This window comes from Curtobacterium poinsettiae (genome assembly GCF_047226435.1).
Lineage (GTDB): Bacteria > Actinomycetota > Actinomycetes > Actinomycetales > Microbacteriaceae > Curtobacterium > Curtobacterium poinsettiae.
On sequence record NZ_CP178434.1, the window covers coordinates 1,057,674 to 1,074,667 of the forward strand.

At 69.6% G+C, this 16,994-nt stretch carries 14 protein-coding genes and 2 tRNA genes; 12 read left to right on the forward strand and 4 right to left on the reverse strand.

The features are described 5' to 3' along the window. Positions 1–200: 200 nt before the first annotated feature. A complete protein-coding gene (locus ACL00U_RS04990) occupies positions 201–1,232 on the reverse strand; it encodes a LacI family DNA-binding transcriptional regulator (protein WP_194632750.1) in 1,032 nt (343 codons plus the stop codon). Positions 1,233–1,350: 118 nt separating this feature from the next. On the opposite strand from ACL00U_RS04990, the gene ACL00U_RS04995 reads away from it, so the two are divergent. The 6 genes from ACL00U_RS04995 (at position 1,351) to ACL00U_RS05020 (ending at position 9,979) form a co-directional block, all read left to right on the forward strand. Continuing rightward, entirely contained in the window at positions 1,351–2,625 is a 1,275-nt protein-coding gene (locus ACL00U_RS04995) for an ABC transporter substrate-binding protein (RefSeq protein ID WP_214533260.1), read from the forward strand. A gap of 33 nt (positions 2,626–2,658) precedes the next feature. Next, positions 2,659–3,537, forward strand: coding sequence for a carbohydrate ABC transporter permease (locus ACL00U_RS05000; RefSeq protein WP_017886011.1), 879 nt, complete (start codon positions 2,659–2,661; stop codon positions 3,535–3,537). Further along, entirely contained in the window at positions 3,534–4,520 is a 987-nt protein-coding gene (locus tag ACL00U_RS05005) for a carbohydrate ABC transporter permease (RefSeq protein WP_201300456.1), read from the forward strand. Before ACL00U_RS05000 ends, ACL00U_RS05005 begins: the two co-directional genes overlap by 4 nt. Then, a complete protein-coding gene (locus tag ACL00U_RS05010; protein ID WP_412873893.1) occupies positions 4,520–5,881 on the forward strand; it encodes a glycoside hydrolase 5 family protein in 1,362 nt (453 codons plus the stop codon). The genes ACL00U_RS05005 and ACL00U_RS05010 overlap by 1 nt, the downstream gene beginning before the upstream one ends. A gap of 14 nt (positions 5,882–5,895) precedes the next feature. Then, positions 5,896–8,922, forward strand: coding sequence for an alpha-mannosidase (locus tag ACL00U_RS05015; RefSeq protein ID WP_412873894.1), 3,027 nt, complete (start codon positions 5,896–5,898; stop codon positions 8,920–8,922). 85 nt (positions 8,923–9,007) lie between these two features. Beyond that, on the forward strand, positions 9,008–9,979 hold the full coding sequence (locus ACL00U_RS05020; RefSeq protein ID WP_159557691.1) for an endo-beta-N-acetylglucosaminidase H: 972 nt from the start codon (positions 9,008–9,010) through the stop codon (positions 9,977–9,979). A gap of 453 nt (positions 9,980–10,432) precedes the next feature. Here ACL00U_RS05020 and ACL00U_RS05025 read toward each other — a convergent pair. After that, positions 10,433–10,503: transfer RNA gene (locus ACL00U_RS05025), tRNA-Gly, on the reverse strand. Positions 10,504–10,557: 54 nt separating this feature from the next. On the opposite strand from ACL00U_RS05025, the gene ACL00U_RS05030 reads away from it, so the two are divergent. The 5 genes from ACL00U_RS05030 to ACL00U_RS05050 all read left to right on the forward strand — a co-directional run bounded on the left by ACL00U_RS05030 (position 10,558) and on the right by ACL00U_RS05050 (position 13,848). After that, positions 10,558–10,869, forward strand: coding sequence for a hypothetical protein (locus ACL00U_RS05030; protein ID WP_056071390.1), 312 nt, complete (start codon positions 10,558–10,560; stop codon positions 10,867–10,869). Between the two features lie 58 nt (positions 10,870–10,927). Beyond that, positions 10,928–11,004 (forward strand) — tRNA-Pro (locus tag ACL00U_RS05035). 53 nt (positions 11,005–11,057) lie between these two features. Continuing rightward, positions 11,058–12,365, forward strand: coding sequence for a trigger factor (tig, locus tag ACL00U_RS05040; RefSeq protein ID WP_017886005.1), 1,308 nt, complete (start codon positions 11,058–11,060; stop codon positions 12,363–12,365). 167 nt (positions 12,366–12,532) lie between these two features. Next, positions 12,533–13,162, forward strand: a complete 630-nt coding sequence (locus tag ACL00U_RS05045) for an ATP-dependent Clp protease proteolytic subunit (protein ID WP_035807635.1) — start codon at positions 12,533–12,535, stop codon at positions 13,160–13,162. A gap of 26 nt (positions 13,163–13,188) precedes the next feature. Further along, positions 13,189–13,848 carry an ATP-dependent Clp protease proteolytic subunit gene (locus tag ACL00U_RS05050; RefSeq protein ID WP_031259232.1) on the forward strand — a complete coding sequence of 220 codons (660 nt, stop codon included), beginning with the start codon at positions 13,189–13,191 and terminating at the stop codon, positions 13,846–13,848. 63 nt (positions 13,849–13,911) lie between these two features. On the opposite strand, the gene ACL00U_RS05055 is transcribed toward ACL00U_RS05050, so the two are convergent. Together ACL00U_RS05055 and ACL00U_RS05060 are read right to left on the reverse strand one after the other, a co-directional pair. Next, positions 13,912–14,520 carry a copper resistance protein CopC gene (locus tag ACL00U_RS05055; protein WP_412873895.1) on the reverse strand — a complete coding sequence of 203 codons (609 nt, stop codon included), beginning with the start codon at positions 14,518–14,520 and terminating at the stop codon, positions 13,912–13,914. 50 nt (positions 14,521–14,570) lie between these two features. Then, complete coding sequence (locus tag ACL00U_RS05060; RefSeq protein ID WP_259496418.1) at positions 14,571–15,305, reverse strand: YcnI family protein; 735 nt, start codon at positions 15,303–15,305, stop codon at positions 14,571–14,573. A gap of 236 nt (positions 15,306–15,541) precedes the next feature. Here ACL00U_RS05060 and clpX point away from each other — a divergent pair, with 236 nt between their 5' ends. Continuing rightward, on the forward strand, positions 15,542–16,822 hold the full coding sequence (gene clpX, locus ACL00U_RS05065; protein ID WP_017886000.1) for an ATP-dependent Clp protease ATP-binding subunit ClpX: 1,281 nt from the start codon (positions 15,542–15,544) through the stop codon (positions 16,820–16,822). Positions 16,823–16,994: the final 172 nt, after the last annotated feature.

Sequence of the window (16,994 nt, forward strand, 5' to 3'; positions counted from 1 at the left end):
CGGGTTTCGTGAACCAGAACCGTCACGGCGCGGAGAAGACCACGTCGTCCCGCGTCGGCGCAGTGCGGTGCGTGCGCGCCAGGTGCAGGCAGCCGCGCCGCGCTTCGGGAGCGGCGGCGGGCGCGGCGGCAGCGGGAGCGGGTCAGGTGGGGGCGCGGCGGCGGCGGGAGCGAGTCGTCGGCGCCGACGTCCGGTGCGGGTCAGGCGGGGGCGCGGCCGGTGGACTCGCGGACGCTCAGGGTGAGCGAGGGACCCGGGCGTGAGGGGAGCGGGGTGCTCGCGTCGATCTGCGCGCGCAGCAGGGTCGCCGCACGCTGTCCGAGCTCGACGGTGTCGCGGGTGAGCGAGGTGATCGCGGGGCGGACGAGCCGGATCATCGCCGAGTCGTCGAAGGACACGATCGAGACGTCCCCGGGCACCGCGACGCCCATCTCGCTCGCCACGCCCAGCCCGGCGACGGCGAGCACGTCGTTGTCGTAGACGATCGCGGTCGGCCGGATGCTCCGGGACAGCAGGGTCCGGGTGGCGCTCGCGCCGGCCTCGGCGGAGTAGTCGGTCGGTACGGACACCGTGTCGTCGAGCCCTTCGTCGGCGGCGAAGGCGCGCAGCCGGTCCATGCGCATCGCGGTGTGCTCGAACTCCGGCCGCCCGGCGACGTGGGCGATGCGCCGGTGCCCGAGCGCGTGCAGGTACCGCAGGACGGTGTCGGTGGCGTCCGAGTCATCGATCCAGACCGTGGGGGCGGCGCCGTCGGGGGAAGGGTGCGAGCCGACGACGACGGTGGGCATGCCGAGGTCGGCGAGCAGGGCGAGCCGGGCATCGTCGCGACGGGGGTCGATCACGATCACGCCGTCGACACGGTGGCCCCGCCACCAGTCCCGGTAGGTCTCGAGTTCCTCCTCGGCGTCGCGCGCGACGAGCAGGTTCATGCCGACGTGGGTGCCGGCGAGGCCGAGTTGGATACCGGAGATCAGGTCGCCGAAGAACGACTCCGTGCCCAGGGTCCGGGCCGGGCGGTTCAGCACGAACCCGATGGAACCGGCCTTCGCGCCGCCGAGCGCCCGGGCCGCGGTGTGCGGTTGCCAGTCGAGCTCGCGGGCGATCTCGCGCACGCGGCGACGGGTCTCGTCGGAGACGCCGGGGCGGTCGTTCAACGCGAACGACACCGCGCTGATGGACACGCCGGCCCGCGCGGCGATGTCGGCGATCGTCGTTCGACGCTTGGTGGCCACGGGGTTGACTATAGCGCTTTAGTCATCCACAGTGGCTGCCACACACGGGTTCGGTGACTGCTGCTGAACCGGTTCAGTTATGACGAGGGAGTCAGACGCCATGAGGACCACCACACGCATGACGAGGGGCCGCGCCACCGCGCTGCTCGCGACGGCCGCCGCCACGGCGCTCGTCCTGACCGGCTGCTCGAGCGGCGGGAACGCGGCCGACAACGGCGGCGGCGAGATCAGCGGCACCATCACCCTGCAGACCTGGGCACTCACGCCCACCTACACGGGGTACCTCAACGGGGTCATCAAGGACTTCGAGGAAGCCCACCCGGACGCCAAGGTCAAGCTGCAGGACCAGCCGGGCGACGGGTACGCCGACAAGGTGCTCAGCCAGGCCTCGTCGAACAGCCTGCCCGACGTGATCAACCTGCCGCCGGACATCGCCCTGCCGCTCGCGAAGCGCGGGTTCCTGCAGGACGTCGCGAAGGACGACTCGAAGCTCGCCAGCACGTACGTCGCCGGCGCGGTGGACTCGTACGAGTACAAGGGAGTGGACGGCACGTTCGGGTACCCCTGGTACCTCAACACCGACGTGAACTACTGGAACTCGACGATGTTCGCCAAGTGCGGCCTCGACGCGGAGAACCCGCCGAAGACCACCGACGAGCTGTTCACGCAGGCGAAGACCATGCACGACAACTGCCCGACCGACTACCTGATGAGCCGGAAGCCCGGCCTCGGCGACTTCACGCTCGCCGGCGTCAAGGTGCTCAACGCCGACGGCACGAAGTTCACCTTCGCCGACTCGTCGAAGGCCGCCGACCTGATCGACCGCTACAAGGACGCGTACCAGGACGGCTACATGCCCTCCAACGTGCTGAACAGCGACTACCTCGGCAACTCCACCCTGTTCACGCAGGCCAAGGTCGCCTGGACCACCGGTGGTGCCACCTCGCTCGCCGACTTCGAGAAGAACAACCCGTCGCTCAAGGGCAAGGTCACCGTCAGCCCCGCACTCGACACCCCGCCGCTCTACGTGCAGGGCCTGTCGGTCTCGAGCAAGTCGAAGCACCTCGCCACCGCCGAGGCCTTCGCGAAGTTCATGACGAACGCGGAGAACCAGGAGGCGTTCGCCCACAAGGTGAACATCTTCCCGTCCACCACGTCGTCGCAGTCCGACCCGTACTTCTCGAAGGACGACGGCACCGTGAACGGCGAGGCCCGGGTCCTGGCGAACGAGGCCCTGAAGTCGGCGAAGGTCATCAACCCGGTCGAGGCGAACTCCGCGATGACGGACTTCCTCGACCAGCAGATCGCGCTCGCGATGAAGGGGCAGGTGGCACCGAAGCAGGCGCTCGAGACCGCCCAGACCAAGATGAACAGCCTGCTGGCCAACGGCTGATCCGGCCCCGACGAAGGAAGAGGGAGGATCGCCATGCGCGCCAACCGCTGGTACACACCCTGGTTGCTCGTCCTGCCGGCACTGATCTGGCTCGTCGCGTTCAGCCTGTGGCCATCGATCAACACGGTGCGGCTGTCGTTCACGAACGCCAGCCCGCTCGGCGGCGTCAGCCAGTGGGTGGGGGTCAAGAACTTCGAGACCCTGCTCGCCGACCCGCAGGTGTGGGAGGCGCTGCTCAACAGCGTCATCTACATGGCGGTGTGCCTGCCGCTGCTGACGGTCCTCCCGCTCCTCATCGCGGTGCTCGTGCAGCAGAAGCTGCCCGGGATCGCGTTCTTCCGCACCGCGTTCTACACGCCGGTCATCGCGTCCGCGGTGGTCGTCGGGCTCATCTGGACGTGGATCCTCGACGACCGCGGTGTCATCAACGAGATGGCGCAGGCCCTCGGCGTCGTGCAGGGCAGCGTCCCGTTCCTGACCGACCGGTGGCTGCTGCTCCTCAGCGCCATCAGCCTGACGGTGTGGAAGGGGCTCGGCTACTACATGATCATCTTCCTGGCCGCCCTCGGGAACGTCGGCAAGGACCTGCACGAAGCCGCCGCCCTCGACGGCGCCGGCGCGGTCCGACGCTTCTGGTCGGTCACGATGCCCGGGGTCCGCGGCACCATGACGCTCGTCGGGATCCTGGTGTGCGTCTCTGCGCTCCGGGTGTTCAGCGAGCTCTACATCCTCACCAACGGCACCGGCGGACCCGGCGGGCAGGACAACTCGCTCGTCATGCTCATCCAGCAGTACGCCCGCGGCTTCACCGGCAACCTCGGCTACGCGTCCGCACTGAGCCTCCTGCTCTTCGTCGTGACCCTCGTGCCGATGCTCGCCCTCGCCCGGATGAACAGCAAGGCGGACAAGTGACGAACACGACCAGCACGACCGAACCCGTCATCGGCGGCGCGCAGGGCGCCGCCAGCCCGACGCCGGACGTGACCGGCGCGACGGGCGCTGGACGGGCCTCCAGGCGGAACGGACGGGGCGGACGCGACGGACGCAAGCGGCGCCGCGCGGTCTGGGGCGTCATGTCCACCCGCGAGAAGGTCGTCCGCTACGTCCTGCTCATCGTGGTGCTCTTCATCACGATCGGCCCGTTCCTGTGGCAGCTGTCCACGTCGCTCAAGGGCGCCGGTGAGGACATCTACACGGCGAACCCGTCGTTCATCCCGTCCGAACCGACCATCGAGAACTACCTGAAGGTCGCAGCCGCGATCCCGGTGTGGCGGTACATCGGCAACTCGCTGCTCGTCGCCGCGATCGACGTGCTCGGCAACATCGTGTTCGCGACCCTGGCCGGCTTCGCCCTCGCCCGTCTGCAGTGGCGGCACCGGAAGCTCGTGCTCGGCCTGTTCCTCGGCACCCTGGTGCTGCCCGGCGAAGCGACGATCATCTCGCAGTTCGTCACCGTGAAGGACCTCGGCCTCGCCGACAACCTGGTCGGCGTCGCCCTGCCCGGCATGATCGCGGCGCTCAACGTCCTGCTGATGTTCAACGCGTTCCGGCAGATCCCCGAGGAGATCGACCAGGCCGCGGTGATGGACGGTGCGAACGCCCTGCAGCGGCTGCGCTACATCTCGCTGCCCGCCGTGCAGGGGACGATCGCCGTCATCGCGATCTTCTCGTTCATCGGGGCGTGGGACGACTTCCTGTGGCCGCTCATCGTGCTGCAGTCGCCCGAGAACCTCACCCTGACCGTCGGGTTGCAGTACCTGCAGGGCACGTTCGCCACCGACCAGCGGATGATCGCGGCCGGCACCATGATCGCGTTCATCCCGATCGCCGTGATCTTCGCCGTCCTGCAGCGCTTCTTCTTCAAGGGCGTCGAAGAGGGCGGTGTGAAGGGCTGATGCGGTTCGGGGTCAACTACACGCCCGCGGTCGGCTGGTTCCACTCGTGGCTGGACTTCTCGCCGTCGGACACCGCCAGGGACCTCGAGGCCATCGCGTCGCTCGGCGCCGACCACGTGCGGATCTTCCCGCTCTGGCCGGTCGTCCAGCCCAACCGGACCCTCATCCGGCAGCAGGCCCTCGACGACGTCGCGACGGTCGTCGACCTCGCCGGCTCGTTCGGGCTCGACGTCAACGTGGACGCCCTGCAGGGACACCTGTCGAGCTTCGACTTCGTGCCGTCGTGGCTGGACAGCTGGCACCGCCGCAACATGTTCACCGACCCGGACGTGGTCGCCTCGACCGCCGCGTACGTCCGGGCGCTCGCCGGAGCGGTCGCCGACAAGCCGAACCTGCTCGGCATCACCATCGGCAACGAGGTCAACCAGTTCGCGCACGCGCCGCACCCCGCCCCGCACGCCGTCACGGCGGAGCAGGGGCACGCGTGGGCGGCGGCGATGGTCGCGGCGGCGCGAGCGGGGCTGGCATCTGGCCTGGAGGCGCGGCTCGCCTCCGCCTCGTCGGCCGCGTCCGCCACCGGGTCGGGCCCCGGGCCGCTGGTCACCGTCGCGCAGTACGACGCGGCCTGGTACGACGACGCCCAGCCCTTCGGCCCCGAGCACGCGGCGGACCACGGCGACGCCACGGTCACGCACTCGTGGGTGTTCAACGGCTCGGCGGCCCTGCACGGCGCCCTCGGGCCCGGGTCGGTGCGGCACGGGGAGTACCTGCTCCAGCTCGCCGCGGCCTGGAACCGCGACGCCGCCCGGCCGAACTGGCTGCAGGAGGTCGGCGCCCCCACCAACGTCGTCGACCCCGCCGACGCCGCCGCGTTCACCGAGCAGACCATCCGGCACGTCCTCGACGCGCAGCACGTGCTCGGGGTGACGTGGTGGTGCTCCCACGACGTCGCGCGGTCCCTCGCCGACTTCCCCGAGCTCGAGTACGACCTCGGGCTGTTCACGAACGACGGACGCCTGAAGCCCGCTGGCGAGGCGTTCGCCGCCCTCGCCCGTGCCGAGCACACCCGCGACGCCCCCGCAGCGCCGCCGGCCACCGCACTCATCCTCGACGACGTGCTGACCGACGGCACCGACCGCCGCGGCACCCGCGCCGACTGCGCCCCCGGCGGGCGGTTCGCCGCCGCCTGGCTCGCGCTGGCCGAGGCCGCGCCGGACGGCCGCGGCCCCCAGGTCGTCCTGCGCTCCCGACTGTCCGACACGGCACTGCTGGCCGACCGTGGCATCGACCGCTGCGTCGACGTGCCGTCCGACCTCGACACCACCACCGTCCGCGTCGCCCACCCCGCGACCACGCCCTGACCCCGGAAGGCCCCATGCACGACGACATCCCCCTCACCACCGGACGCGCCCGACGAGTGCTCGACGAGCGGATCACCCCCGCGGTGCACGCCACGGCGACGCCGCTCAACGTTGCCTGGCACGAGCTCCCCGGTGAGCCGATCGCCCCCGCCGAGGGACCCGCGCTCACGTTCGAGCCCTACGAGGTCGGCACCCCGTGGGGCGCGGCCTGGGGCACGACGTGGTTCCGGCTGACCGGGACCGTGCCGACCGAGTGGGCCGGGCGCCGGGTGGAGGCCGTGATCGACCTCGGCTTCGACAAGAACATGCCCGGGTTCCAGTGCGAGGGGCTCGTGTACCTGGCCGACGGCACCCCCGTGAAGTCGATCAACCCGCGCAACCAGTGGGTCCTGGTCACCGAACGTGCCGAGGGCGGCGAGACCGTCGAACTGTTCGTCGAGGCCGCGTCGAACCCCGTCCTGCTCGACTACCACCCCTTCCTGCCGACGCAGGAGGGCGACGTGCAGACCTCGTCCTCGAAGCGCCTCTACGCCACCCGCCGGATCGAGCTCGCCGTCTTCGAGTCCGAGGTGCACGAACTCGCCCTCGACATCGACGTCCTGCTCGAACTGCAGGCCGAGCTGCCCGCCGGACCCCGACGCATGCGGATCCTGCAGGCCCTCGACGACGCCCTCGACGCGCTCGACCTGCAGCACATCCCGGAGACCGCGTCCGACGCCCGCGCGGCGCTCGCCGACGTGCTCGCCGCTCCCGCCGAGGCCTCGGCGCACACGATCTCGGCCGTCGGGCACGCCCACATCGACTCCGCCTGGCTCTGGCCCGTGCGCGAGACCATCCGCAAGGTCGCCCGCACCACGTCGACCATGACCGAGCTCATCGACCAGACCGACGACTTCCTGTACGGCATGTCGAGCGCGCAGCAGTACGCGTGGATCAAGGAGCACCGCCCCGAGGTCTACGCCCGCGTCAAGGCTGCGGTCGAGGCCGGCCGGTTCCTGCCGATCGGCGGCATGTGGGTCGAGTCCGACACCGTGATGCCGACCGGCGAGAGCATCGTCCGGCAGTTCTCGCAGGGCCAGCGGTTCTTCGAGCGCGAGTTCGGCATCCGGCCCAGGGGCGTCTGGCTGCCGGACAGCTTCGGGTACTCGCCGGCGCTGCCGCAGCTCATGCGCCGCGCGGGCTTCGAGTGGTTCTTCACGCAGAAGATCTCGTGGAACCAGGTGAACAAGTTCCCGCACCACACGTTCCTGTGGGAGGGCATCGACGGGTCGCGGGTGTTCTCGCACTTCCCGTCGATGGACACCTACAACTCGCGGTTGTCCGGCAGCGAGGTCGCCAAGGCCTCCCGCCAGTTCCGTGAGAACCGGCTCGCCACCGGCTCGATCGCCCCGGTGGGCTGGGGCGACGGCGGCGGTGGCACCACCCGCGAGATGACCGGCACCGCAGCACGGTTGGCCGACCTCGAGGGCAGCGCGAAGGTCCGCTGGGAGCACCCCGACACGTTCTTCGACCGGGCGAAGTCCGAGCTGACCGACCCGCCCGTGTGGGTGGGGGAGCTGTACCTCGAGCTGCACCGCGCCACACTGACCAGCCAGCACGGCACGAAGCAGGGCAACCGCCGGTGCGAGCAGCTGCTCATCGAGGCCGAGCTCTGGGCCGCGACCGCCGCCGCCCGCACCGACTTCACCCACCCGTACGACGAACTCGACGCCCTGTGGCAGCAGGTCCTGCTCCAGCAGTTCCACGACATCCTGCCGGGCACCTCGATCGCATGGGTGCACCGCGAAGCGGTCGAGCGCTACGCCGAGACGGCCGCGGCGCTGACCGCGATCATCGACCGGGCGCTCTCGGCGCTCGCCGGCACCGGGGACGCGGCCGTCGTCGTGAACCCGGCCCCGTTCCTCCAGGCCGGTGCACCCGCGCAGGGTGCCGTCGTGGCGACCGACGTGGCGGCGGCGACCGCCGTGTCCCTGACCGAGCAGGACGGCGGGTACGTGCTGGCGAACGAGCTGGTGCGAGTCGTCGTCGACGCGCAGGGGCTCGTGACGAGTGCCGTCGACCTGGCGAGCGGACGCGAGGCGATCGCGGCCGGCCAGGCGGCGAACCTGCTGCAGCTGCACCAGGACTTCCCGAACATGTGGGACGCGTGGGACGTCGACCGGTACTACCGCAACCGCGTCGAGGACCTCGTGGCGACCACCGGGCTGACCGCGTCGGTCGACGAGTCCGGGGTCGCACGGGTCGTCGTGTCCCGGGCGTTCGGCGACTCGACGGTGACGCAGGAGATCGTCCTGGCGCCGGGGTCGCGCACCCTGGAGTTCGACCAGGTGACCGACTGGCACGAGACCGAGAAGTTCCTCAAGGTGGCGTTCCCGCTCGACGTCCGCGCCGAGCACACCGTCGCCGAGACGCAGTTCGGCGCGCAGAAGCGGGTGACGCACACGAACACCTCGTGGGAGGCCGCGAAGTTCGAGACCTCGATGCACCGCTACGTGCTGGTGTCCGAGCCGGGCTTCGGTGTCGCGCTCGTGAACGACTCGATCCACGGCTTCGACACCACGCGCGACGCCGTCGACGGGCACGTCACCACGACCGTGCGGCTGTCGCTGCTGCGAGCACCCCGGTTCCCGGACCCCGAGACCGACCAGGGCGTGCAGACGCACCGCTACGGCATCGTCATCGGCACCGACCAGCTCGGCGCCACGTCGGCCGGCGTGCGGATGAACGCGGGCGCGCGGACGATCACCGGGGCGCACGGCTTCGACCCGCTGGTGCAGGTCTCCGGCGACGTCGTGCTGTCGAGCGTCAAGCTCGCCGACGACCGGTCCGGTGACCTGGTCGTGCGCGTCTACGAGCCGTCCGGGCAGCGGGGGACCGGGGGCATCGCGGTGTCCGTGGCCGACGGGGCTGCGTTCGGGCCGGCTGCCGAGGTGACGCTGCTCGAAGAGCCGCTGGCCTCGGGCGCGGCGGTCGACGCTTCCTCGTTCGCCGTCGACGCCTACGAGGTCCGCACCTTCCGGTTCCCGCGCACGCGCGTCTGAGACTCCGCCGCCGGGACTTCGGGTGTCCCGGCGGCGGCCCCCGGTCGGCGACCGCCGACCGGTTCGTCACTCGCTGAGGAGTGTCATGAAGCAGTCCACCAAGTTCAGCATCGCGACCGCACTGGTCGCCATGCTCGCGGCGCCACTGGTGCCCGCCGCAGCGTCCGCGGCGCCCTCCTCGTCCGGATCGAGCCACGGGCACGGCCACGGTGCGTCCCACGGCGGCGGCCACGGTCACGGTCACGGGCACCACGCTGCGCCCACCAAGTCGGGGCCGACGAGCATCGCCTACGTCGAGGTGAACAACGACGAGCTCGCCAACGTCGGCCGGTACACGCTGGAGAACGGCGCGAACGCGTTCGACGTGGCGATCATCTTCGCCGCGAACATCAACTACGAGGACGGCAAGGCGGTGCTGTACAACAACGAGAACGTGCAGCGGACCCTCGACCAGGCCGCCACGCAGATCCGACCGCTGCAGGCCAAGGGCATCAAGGTCACGCTCTCGGTGCTCGGCAACCACCAGGGCGCCGGCCTGGCGAACTTCCCGACGAAGGCCGCGGCACGGGACTTCGCGGCGCAGGTCTCGGCGACGGTGAAGAAGTACGGACTCGACGGCGTCGACCTGGACGACGAGTACTCGGACTACGGCGTGAACGGCACCCCGCAGCCGAACCAGCAGTCCATCGGCTGGCTCATCAGTGCCCTGCGTGCGGACATGCCGGGCAAGATCATCTCGTTCTACGACATCGGCCCGTCGTCCGACGCCCTGACGACCGCGAGCCCGTCGATCGGCAAGCAGCTCGACTACGCCTGGAACCCGTACTACGGCACCTACACGGCGCCGACGATCCCGGGCCTGCCGAAGTCGAAGCTGTCCGCCGCCGCGGTCGACATCCAGAACACCCCGCAGGCCACCGCGGTGTCGCTCGCACAGCGCACGAAGGCCGACGGGTACGGCGTCTTCATGACGTACAACCTGCCGGGAGGCGACGAGTCCGCGTACGTCTCCTCCTTCACCAAGGTGCTGTACGGACAGGCCGCGTCGTACCGCTGACGCGTCCGTCCTGACGGCGGCTCGCGCCCCGTGCTCCCCGGCTCCGGCCTGGAGGCGCGGGGCGCGTCCGCCGTCCGGGTCCCGCTGGTCCGGGGGAGGCCCCAGTTCGTCCTCGCCCGTGACGGTTCCGGTTCGCTGACCTCGGGGATCGTGAACCGGAACCGTCATCCACCGAGAACGAACCCCGGCCCGGCGCGCTCGACGCCGCGGCCGTACGATGCTGTTCCCACGATGCCCACCCGCGTGATGATCGGTACCCGACGACGGGTACGTGGCGCGCGCTGGCTTGTGGTCTGGCGGGTTCTGGATGGTGGCGAGATGCACGGTGCGCACGTGTCCACACCGTGCGGAGTTGATCGCTCGGTGTGCCGGAACGACATCACACAGAACGACCCACCGCGCACGGGCCGAACAACACCGCACCGTGCGGCGACGGCAGGAAGGGACGAAGAGAGGGGATGACGGGAATCGAACCCGCGTAGCCAGTTTGGAAGACTGGGGCTCTACCATTGAGCTACATCCCCGCGCCTGCGCACCAGGCGCAGCCCGACCATCGTAGCGGACGAACGAGCACCGACATGCCGACGCGCGTCATCCCGAAGCCGGACGCCGGCGCCGAACGCACGATCCGCTGGTCGCGGGTGGTCTCGTACGTGCTGGTGCTCCTCGCCGCCGCGGTCCTGTCCCTGCGCCCCGACCTGTTCGGCGACCCGCAGTCGCAGCCCGCGCACGCACTGCTGCACGTCTGGCGGATCGTCGTCGGGCTGCTGCTCGCGGTGGCCGCCCTGGGGGTCCAGGTGGTCGTCGGGATCCGGTGGCGGCGGGGTCTCCGACGCGCCGCGGAGGACGACTGGGCAACCCCCGGGAACAGTGCGCCGTCGGACCGCTAGACTCACCGGGGTCGCATGCGCCCCTCGGTGTGTGCGGCTGATCCCTGGCACGAACCAACGGGGCGTAGCTCAGCTTGGTAGAGCGCCCGCTTTGGGAGCGGGAGGTCGCAGGTTCAAATCCTGTCGCCCCGACCAGGTCCTCCGAGCACCACCGACCACACGAACGTCAACCAACAGGAGAACATCCCTTGGCCACCAGCACCGTCGACAAGGTGAGCGACACCCGCGTCAAGCTCACCGTGAACGTGACGCCGGACGATCTCAAGCCGAGCATCGACCACGCCTACAAGCACATCGCCGAGCAGATCAACATCCCCGGCTTCCGCAAGGGCAAGGTCCCGCCCGCGATCGTCGACCAGCGTGTCGGCCGCGGCGAGGTCCTGAACCACGCCGTCGGTGACGCCATCGACAACTTCTACCGCCAGGCGGTCGAAGAGCAGGAGCTGCGCATCCTCGGCCGTGCCGAGGCCGACGTCGCCGAGCTGCCGAACGTCGCGGACTTCACCGGCGACCTCGTCCTCACCTTCGAGGTCGACGTCCGCCCCGAGTTCGACCTGCCGGACTACTCCTCGTACGAGCTCACCGTCGACGCCGTCGAGGTGTCGGACGACGAGATCGAAGAGGAGCTGCAGAACCTGCGCACCCGCTTCGGCACGCTCGTGACGGTGGACCGTCCGGCGAAGACCGGCGACTTCGCGCAGATCGACCTCACCGCCAGCATCGGCGACGACGAGGTCGACTCGGCCACCGGCGTCTCCTACGAGATCGGCTCCGGCGACCTGCTCGAGGGCATCGACGAGGCGCTCGAGTCCCTGACCGCCGGCGAGTCGACGAACTTCGAGTCGAAGCTCGTCGGTGGCGACCGCGAGGGCGAGACCGCCCAGATCGCCGTCACCGTCACCGCCGTCAAGGAGCGCGAGCTCCCCGAGGCCGACGACGAGTTCGCCCAGATCGCCAGCCAGTTCGACACCATCGACGAGCTCAAGGCGGACCTGAAGGAGCAGATCGCGAAGTCCAAGACCTTCGGTCAGGGCGCCGCGGCTCGCGACAAGCTCGTCGAGAAGCTCACCGAGGACGTCAACATCCCGATCTCGGAGCAGCTCATCGCCGACGAGGTGCACCGTCACCTCGAGCAGGAGAACCGCCTCGAGGACGAGGAGCACCGCAAGGAGGTCTCCGAGTCCAGCGAGACCGCCTTCCGCTCGCAGATCCTCCTCGACGCGATCGCCGAGAAGGAAGAGATCCAGGTCTCGCAGGAGGAACTGACCCAGTACCTCATCCAGGCCGCCGCGCAGTACGGCATGGAGCCGGCCGAGTTCATCAAGGTCATCGACCAGAACGGCCAGATCCCCGGCATGGTCGGCGAGGTCGCCCGCTCGAAGGCGGTCGCGACCGTCCTGTCCAAGGTGACCGTCAAGGACACCAACGGCGACGCCGTCGACCTGTCCGCCTTCACGGCGGGCGTCGCGCAGGAGCCGGCAGGGGACGCCGAGTAACGATCTCGACGCCACCAGTACGACAGACGGGAGGCGCGGTGCCAGCTGGCACCGCGCCTCCCGTCCGTATTTCCGCACCACCGCATTGCTGTCGGCGAACAGACGAGAACTGGTGCGTTGCACCCGATAAGTTCGACAACAAGCGACAACTGAACGGGAGCTTTTCCATGGCCGAAGCAACACTGAACCCCAGTGTTTTTGACCGCCTTCTGAGAGACCGGATCGTGTGGCTCGGCTCCGAGGTCCGCGACGACAACTCGAACGAGATCGCAGCCAAGCTGCTGCTGCTCGCCGCCGAGGACCCTGAGAAGGACATCTACCTCTACATCAACTCGCCCGGTGGTTCGATCACCGCCGGCATGGCGATCTACGACACGATGCAGTTCGTCCCGAACGACATCGTCACCGTGGGCATCGGCCTCGCCGCGTCGATGGGACAGTTCCTGCTGTCCTCCGGCACGCCCGGCAAGCGCTACATCACGCCGAACGCGCGCGTGCTGCTCCACCAGCCGTCCGGCGGCTTCGGCGGCACCGCTGCCGACATCCAGACGCAGGCCAAGGTCATCCTCGACATGAAGCAGCGCATGGCGGAGCTCACGGCCGAGCAGACCGGCAAGTCGGTCGAGCAGATCCTCAAGGACAACGACCGCGACAACTGGTTCACGGCCCAGGAAGCGCTCGAGTACGGCTTCGTCGACCACCTCCGCGCCTCGAGCGCCGAGGTCATCGGCGGTGGTGGCACCGTCGGCGACGGCGAGACGCCCACCAGCGCAGCCGAGCCCGACGCCCAGTCCTGATCACCACCGAAGAAAAGGAAACGAGAATGCATCTCCCCATGCTCGGTGGCGCGCAGAACGTCCCGGCTCCGTCCAATCGGTACATCCTGCCGAGCTTCGAAGAGCGCACGGCCTACGGCTACAAGCGCCAGGACCCGTACGCCAAGCTCTTCGAGGACCGCATCGTGTTCCTCGGCGTGCAGGTCGACGACGCGTCGGCTGACGACGTCATGGCCCAGCTGCTCGTGCTCGAGTCGATGGACCCCGACCGCGACATCGTGATGTACATCAACTCGCCCGGTGGCTCGTTCACCGCGATGACGGCGATCTACGACACGATGCAGTACATCCGTCCGCAGATCCAGACGGTCTGCCTCGGCCAGGCTGCCTCGGCTGCGTCGGTGCTGCTCGCCGGTGGCACCCCCGGCAAGCGCCTCGCGCTGCCGAACGCCCGTGTGCTGATCCACCAGCCCGCGACCCAGCAGGGTGGCGGTCAGGCGTCCGACATCGAGATCCAGGCGGCGGAGATCCTCCGCATGCGCACCTGGCTCGAGGAGACGCTGTCGAAGCACTCCAACAAGACGCCGGCGGAGATCAACCACGACATCGAGCGCGACAAGATCATGTCCGCGCAGGAAGCCGTGGAGTACGGCCTGATCGACCAGGTCCTCACCAGCCGCAAGAACCTGCCGGCGCTCGTCAAGTAGCTCCAGCAGGAACGACGAAGGCCCCGCACCGAACGGTGCGGGGCCTTCGTCGTTGCGTTGTGGCTAGTCGTCGGTGTCGTCGGACTCCGGGGCCGGCTTGCGGCGCAGGAGCAGCAACACCGCGACGACCACGCCGACGAGCACGATGCCACCGGCGCCGATCCAGATCGCGTCGGACGCCGCCGAGTCGCTCGACCCCGAGGCCGTACCGGTCGTGGTGTCCGATCCGCCGTCGTCGTCACCCGCGGTGGCGCAGGTCGGGGGTTTCGCCGCGCCCGATGCCGGGGTGAAGCCCGACGGTGCCTTCCACGTGAAGGGGTACTCGTCGGACACGGTGTGGCCGTCGGCGGAGACGATCTGCCACTCGACGGTGTACCTGCCGGAGTCGCCGAGTGCGGCGGCCGTGGTCATCGACGGCCCCTCGACGTCGACGCAGCCGTCCTCGTAGTACCGGCCGTCGGGCCCGACGATGCGGAACGCGAAGCCCGACCCCGATCCGCCGATGTCGAGCAGCTTGTCGTTCGTCGTGATGTCGAAGTCCTCGGGCAGCTCGGTGAGCGTGCCGCGGACCTCCGGGTCGGACGAGATCAGGTAGTTGTGCGCGCTGGCGGGACCGGCGAGCCCGAGGACCGCACCACCGGCGATCGCGACGGCCGCGGCGGTCCCGGCCACGAGCCTCCGGGCAGAGGACCGCTGGCGGGACCGACGCGGGCCGCGCTGCGTCACTTGGTGGAGCTCCGACGACGCGTGCCGGCGACGGCGACGACCAGGGCGACGGCGCCGAGCACCAGGCCGCCGAGGCCGAGGAAGCGACCGATCAGGTCGGGGTCGCTCGAGGCGGTCGTGCTGGCAGCCTCGGTCGTCGGGGTCGCGGCGATCGGGTCGCCGTCGTCGTCCGTCGGCTCGGCGGCGGTCAGGGTGATCGAGGGCGCCGGGTGCTCGGGTTCGGCTTCGCCGGCCTGCTGCTCCTGGTTCCACTCGACGCTGCCCTTCTCACAGGTCTGGATCGCGGGGAACTCGACCAGGTCGCCGGCCTTGCCGTCCGGCAGCGAGAACGAGAGCGCGAAGGTGTCGCGCTCGTCGGCGGGCAGCGGGGTCTTCGCGGTGTACGTGACGCTCGTGACGCGCTCGGCGGCCGTCTCGGCGTGGTCCTCGTCGGAGGCCGAAGCCGAGGCCGACGGGTCGGTGTAGGGCTCGGTCGCCTTCGTGATCTTCCAGTTCGGGTTCACGGTGGGCGTGACCTCGATGACGGACTCCGGCACCTGGAACTCGATCTTCGTGGTGGGGGAGCCGTCGCAGCCGTGCGGGACCGAGAAGGTCGCCGTGGTGTACGAGTTCGCGGCGGTCGACGTGGCCGTCGCGGACACGTGCGCGCTGGCCGCCGTGGCACTGCCGAGGACGATGACGGCTGCGACGCCGAGGGTGACGGCGCCGCCGGCGGCGAGACGCTTCTGCATGGGGTTCCTTCCGGGGTGGTTCTGCACGTGCTGTTCTACAAGTTGTAGAGAAGTCCGGATCACCGTAGCAGGCTCGCACGCCCTGGGCGAACGCGCTGCGCGATTGCGGAGGGGCATCGCGGTCGGTGTCACCGGTTGCGGTTAGGCTCGTGTCCACGACGAGGTGCCCACCAGCAGCGGTGCACCAGCGGTGGTGCGACAGCGCGGCCGGCATGTCCAATCAGGGAGGCACGGGAATGGCACGCATCGGAGAGAGCGGCGATCTCCTCAAGTGCTCGTTCTGCGGCAAGAGCCAGAAGCAGGTCCAGCAGCTCATCGCCGGACCGGGCGTCTACATCTGCGACGAGTGCGTCGAGCTCTGCAACGAGATCATCGAGGAACGTCTGGCCGAAGCCGGCGAGGACACCTCGAGCGGGGACTTCGAACTGCCCAAGCCGCGGGAGATCTTCGACTTCCTGCAGGAGTACGTCATCGGGCAGGACCCGGCGAAGCGCGCCCTCGCCGTGGCCGTCTACAACCACTACAAGCGCATCCGCGCGCAGGGGCAGATCACCGCCGCCGAAGACCGCGACGACATCGAGATCGCCAAGTCGAACATCCTGCTCATCGGCCCGACCGGCTGTGGCAAGACGTACCTGGCGCAGACCCTGGCCAAGCGCCTCAACGTGCCGTTCGCCGTCGCCGACGCCACCGCCCTGACCGAGGCCGGCTACGTCGGTGAAGACGTCGAGAACATCCTCCTCAAGCTGATCCAGGCCGCCGACTACGACGTGAAGCGTGCCGAGACCGGCATCATCTACATCGACGAGGTCGACAAGATCGCCCGCAAGGCCGAGAACCCGTCGATCACCCGCGACGTCTCCGGCGAAGGCGTGCAGCAGGCGCTGCTCAAGATCCTCGAGGGGACGGTCGCCTCGGTCCCGCCGCAGGGCGGTCGCAAGCACCCGCACCAGGAGTTCATCCAGATCGACACGACGAACGTGCTGTTCATCGTGGCCGGTGCCTTCGCCGGGCTCGAGGACATCGTGTCCTCGCGCGTCGGCAAGCGCGGGATCGGCTTCGGGGCGCCCCTGCACAGTGCGACCGACCACCAGGACCTGTACTCCGAGGTCCTGCCGGAAGACCTGCACAAGTTCGGCCTGATCCCCGAGTTCATCGGTCGTCTTCCCGTCGTCACCACGGTGTCGCAGCTCGACCAGGCGGCGCTCATGCAGATCCTGACCGAGCCGAAGAACGCGCTGGTCAAGCAGTACCAGCGGATGTTCCAGATCGACGGCGTCGAGCTCGAGTTCGACCAGGGCGCGCTCGAGGCCATCGCGGACCTCGCGGTGCTGCGCCAGACGGGTGCCCGCGGGCTCCGCGCGATCCTCGAAGAGGTCCTCGGCCCGGTGATGTTCGACGTCCCGTCCGACGACGACGTCGCCCGCGTGGTCATCACCCGCGAGTCCGTGCTCGAGAACGCCGCCCCGACGATCGTGCCGCGGCCCCGGGCCAAGCGCGTCGAGAAGTCGGCGTAGCGCTCCGTTCGCAACGAAGCCCCGCACCGGATCGGTGCGGGGCTTCGTCGTGGTCTGCCGGTCGCGCGGCCCCCGGATCGACGTCTGGTTCTTCCCATGACGGCTGCGATGGAAAGCGAGATCGGGCGTACCTGGTCGGGAGTTCCGACCGGGTACGCCCGATTCGTCGCGG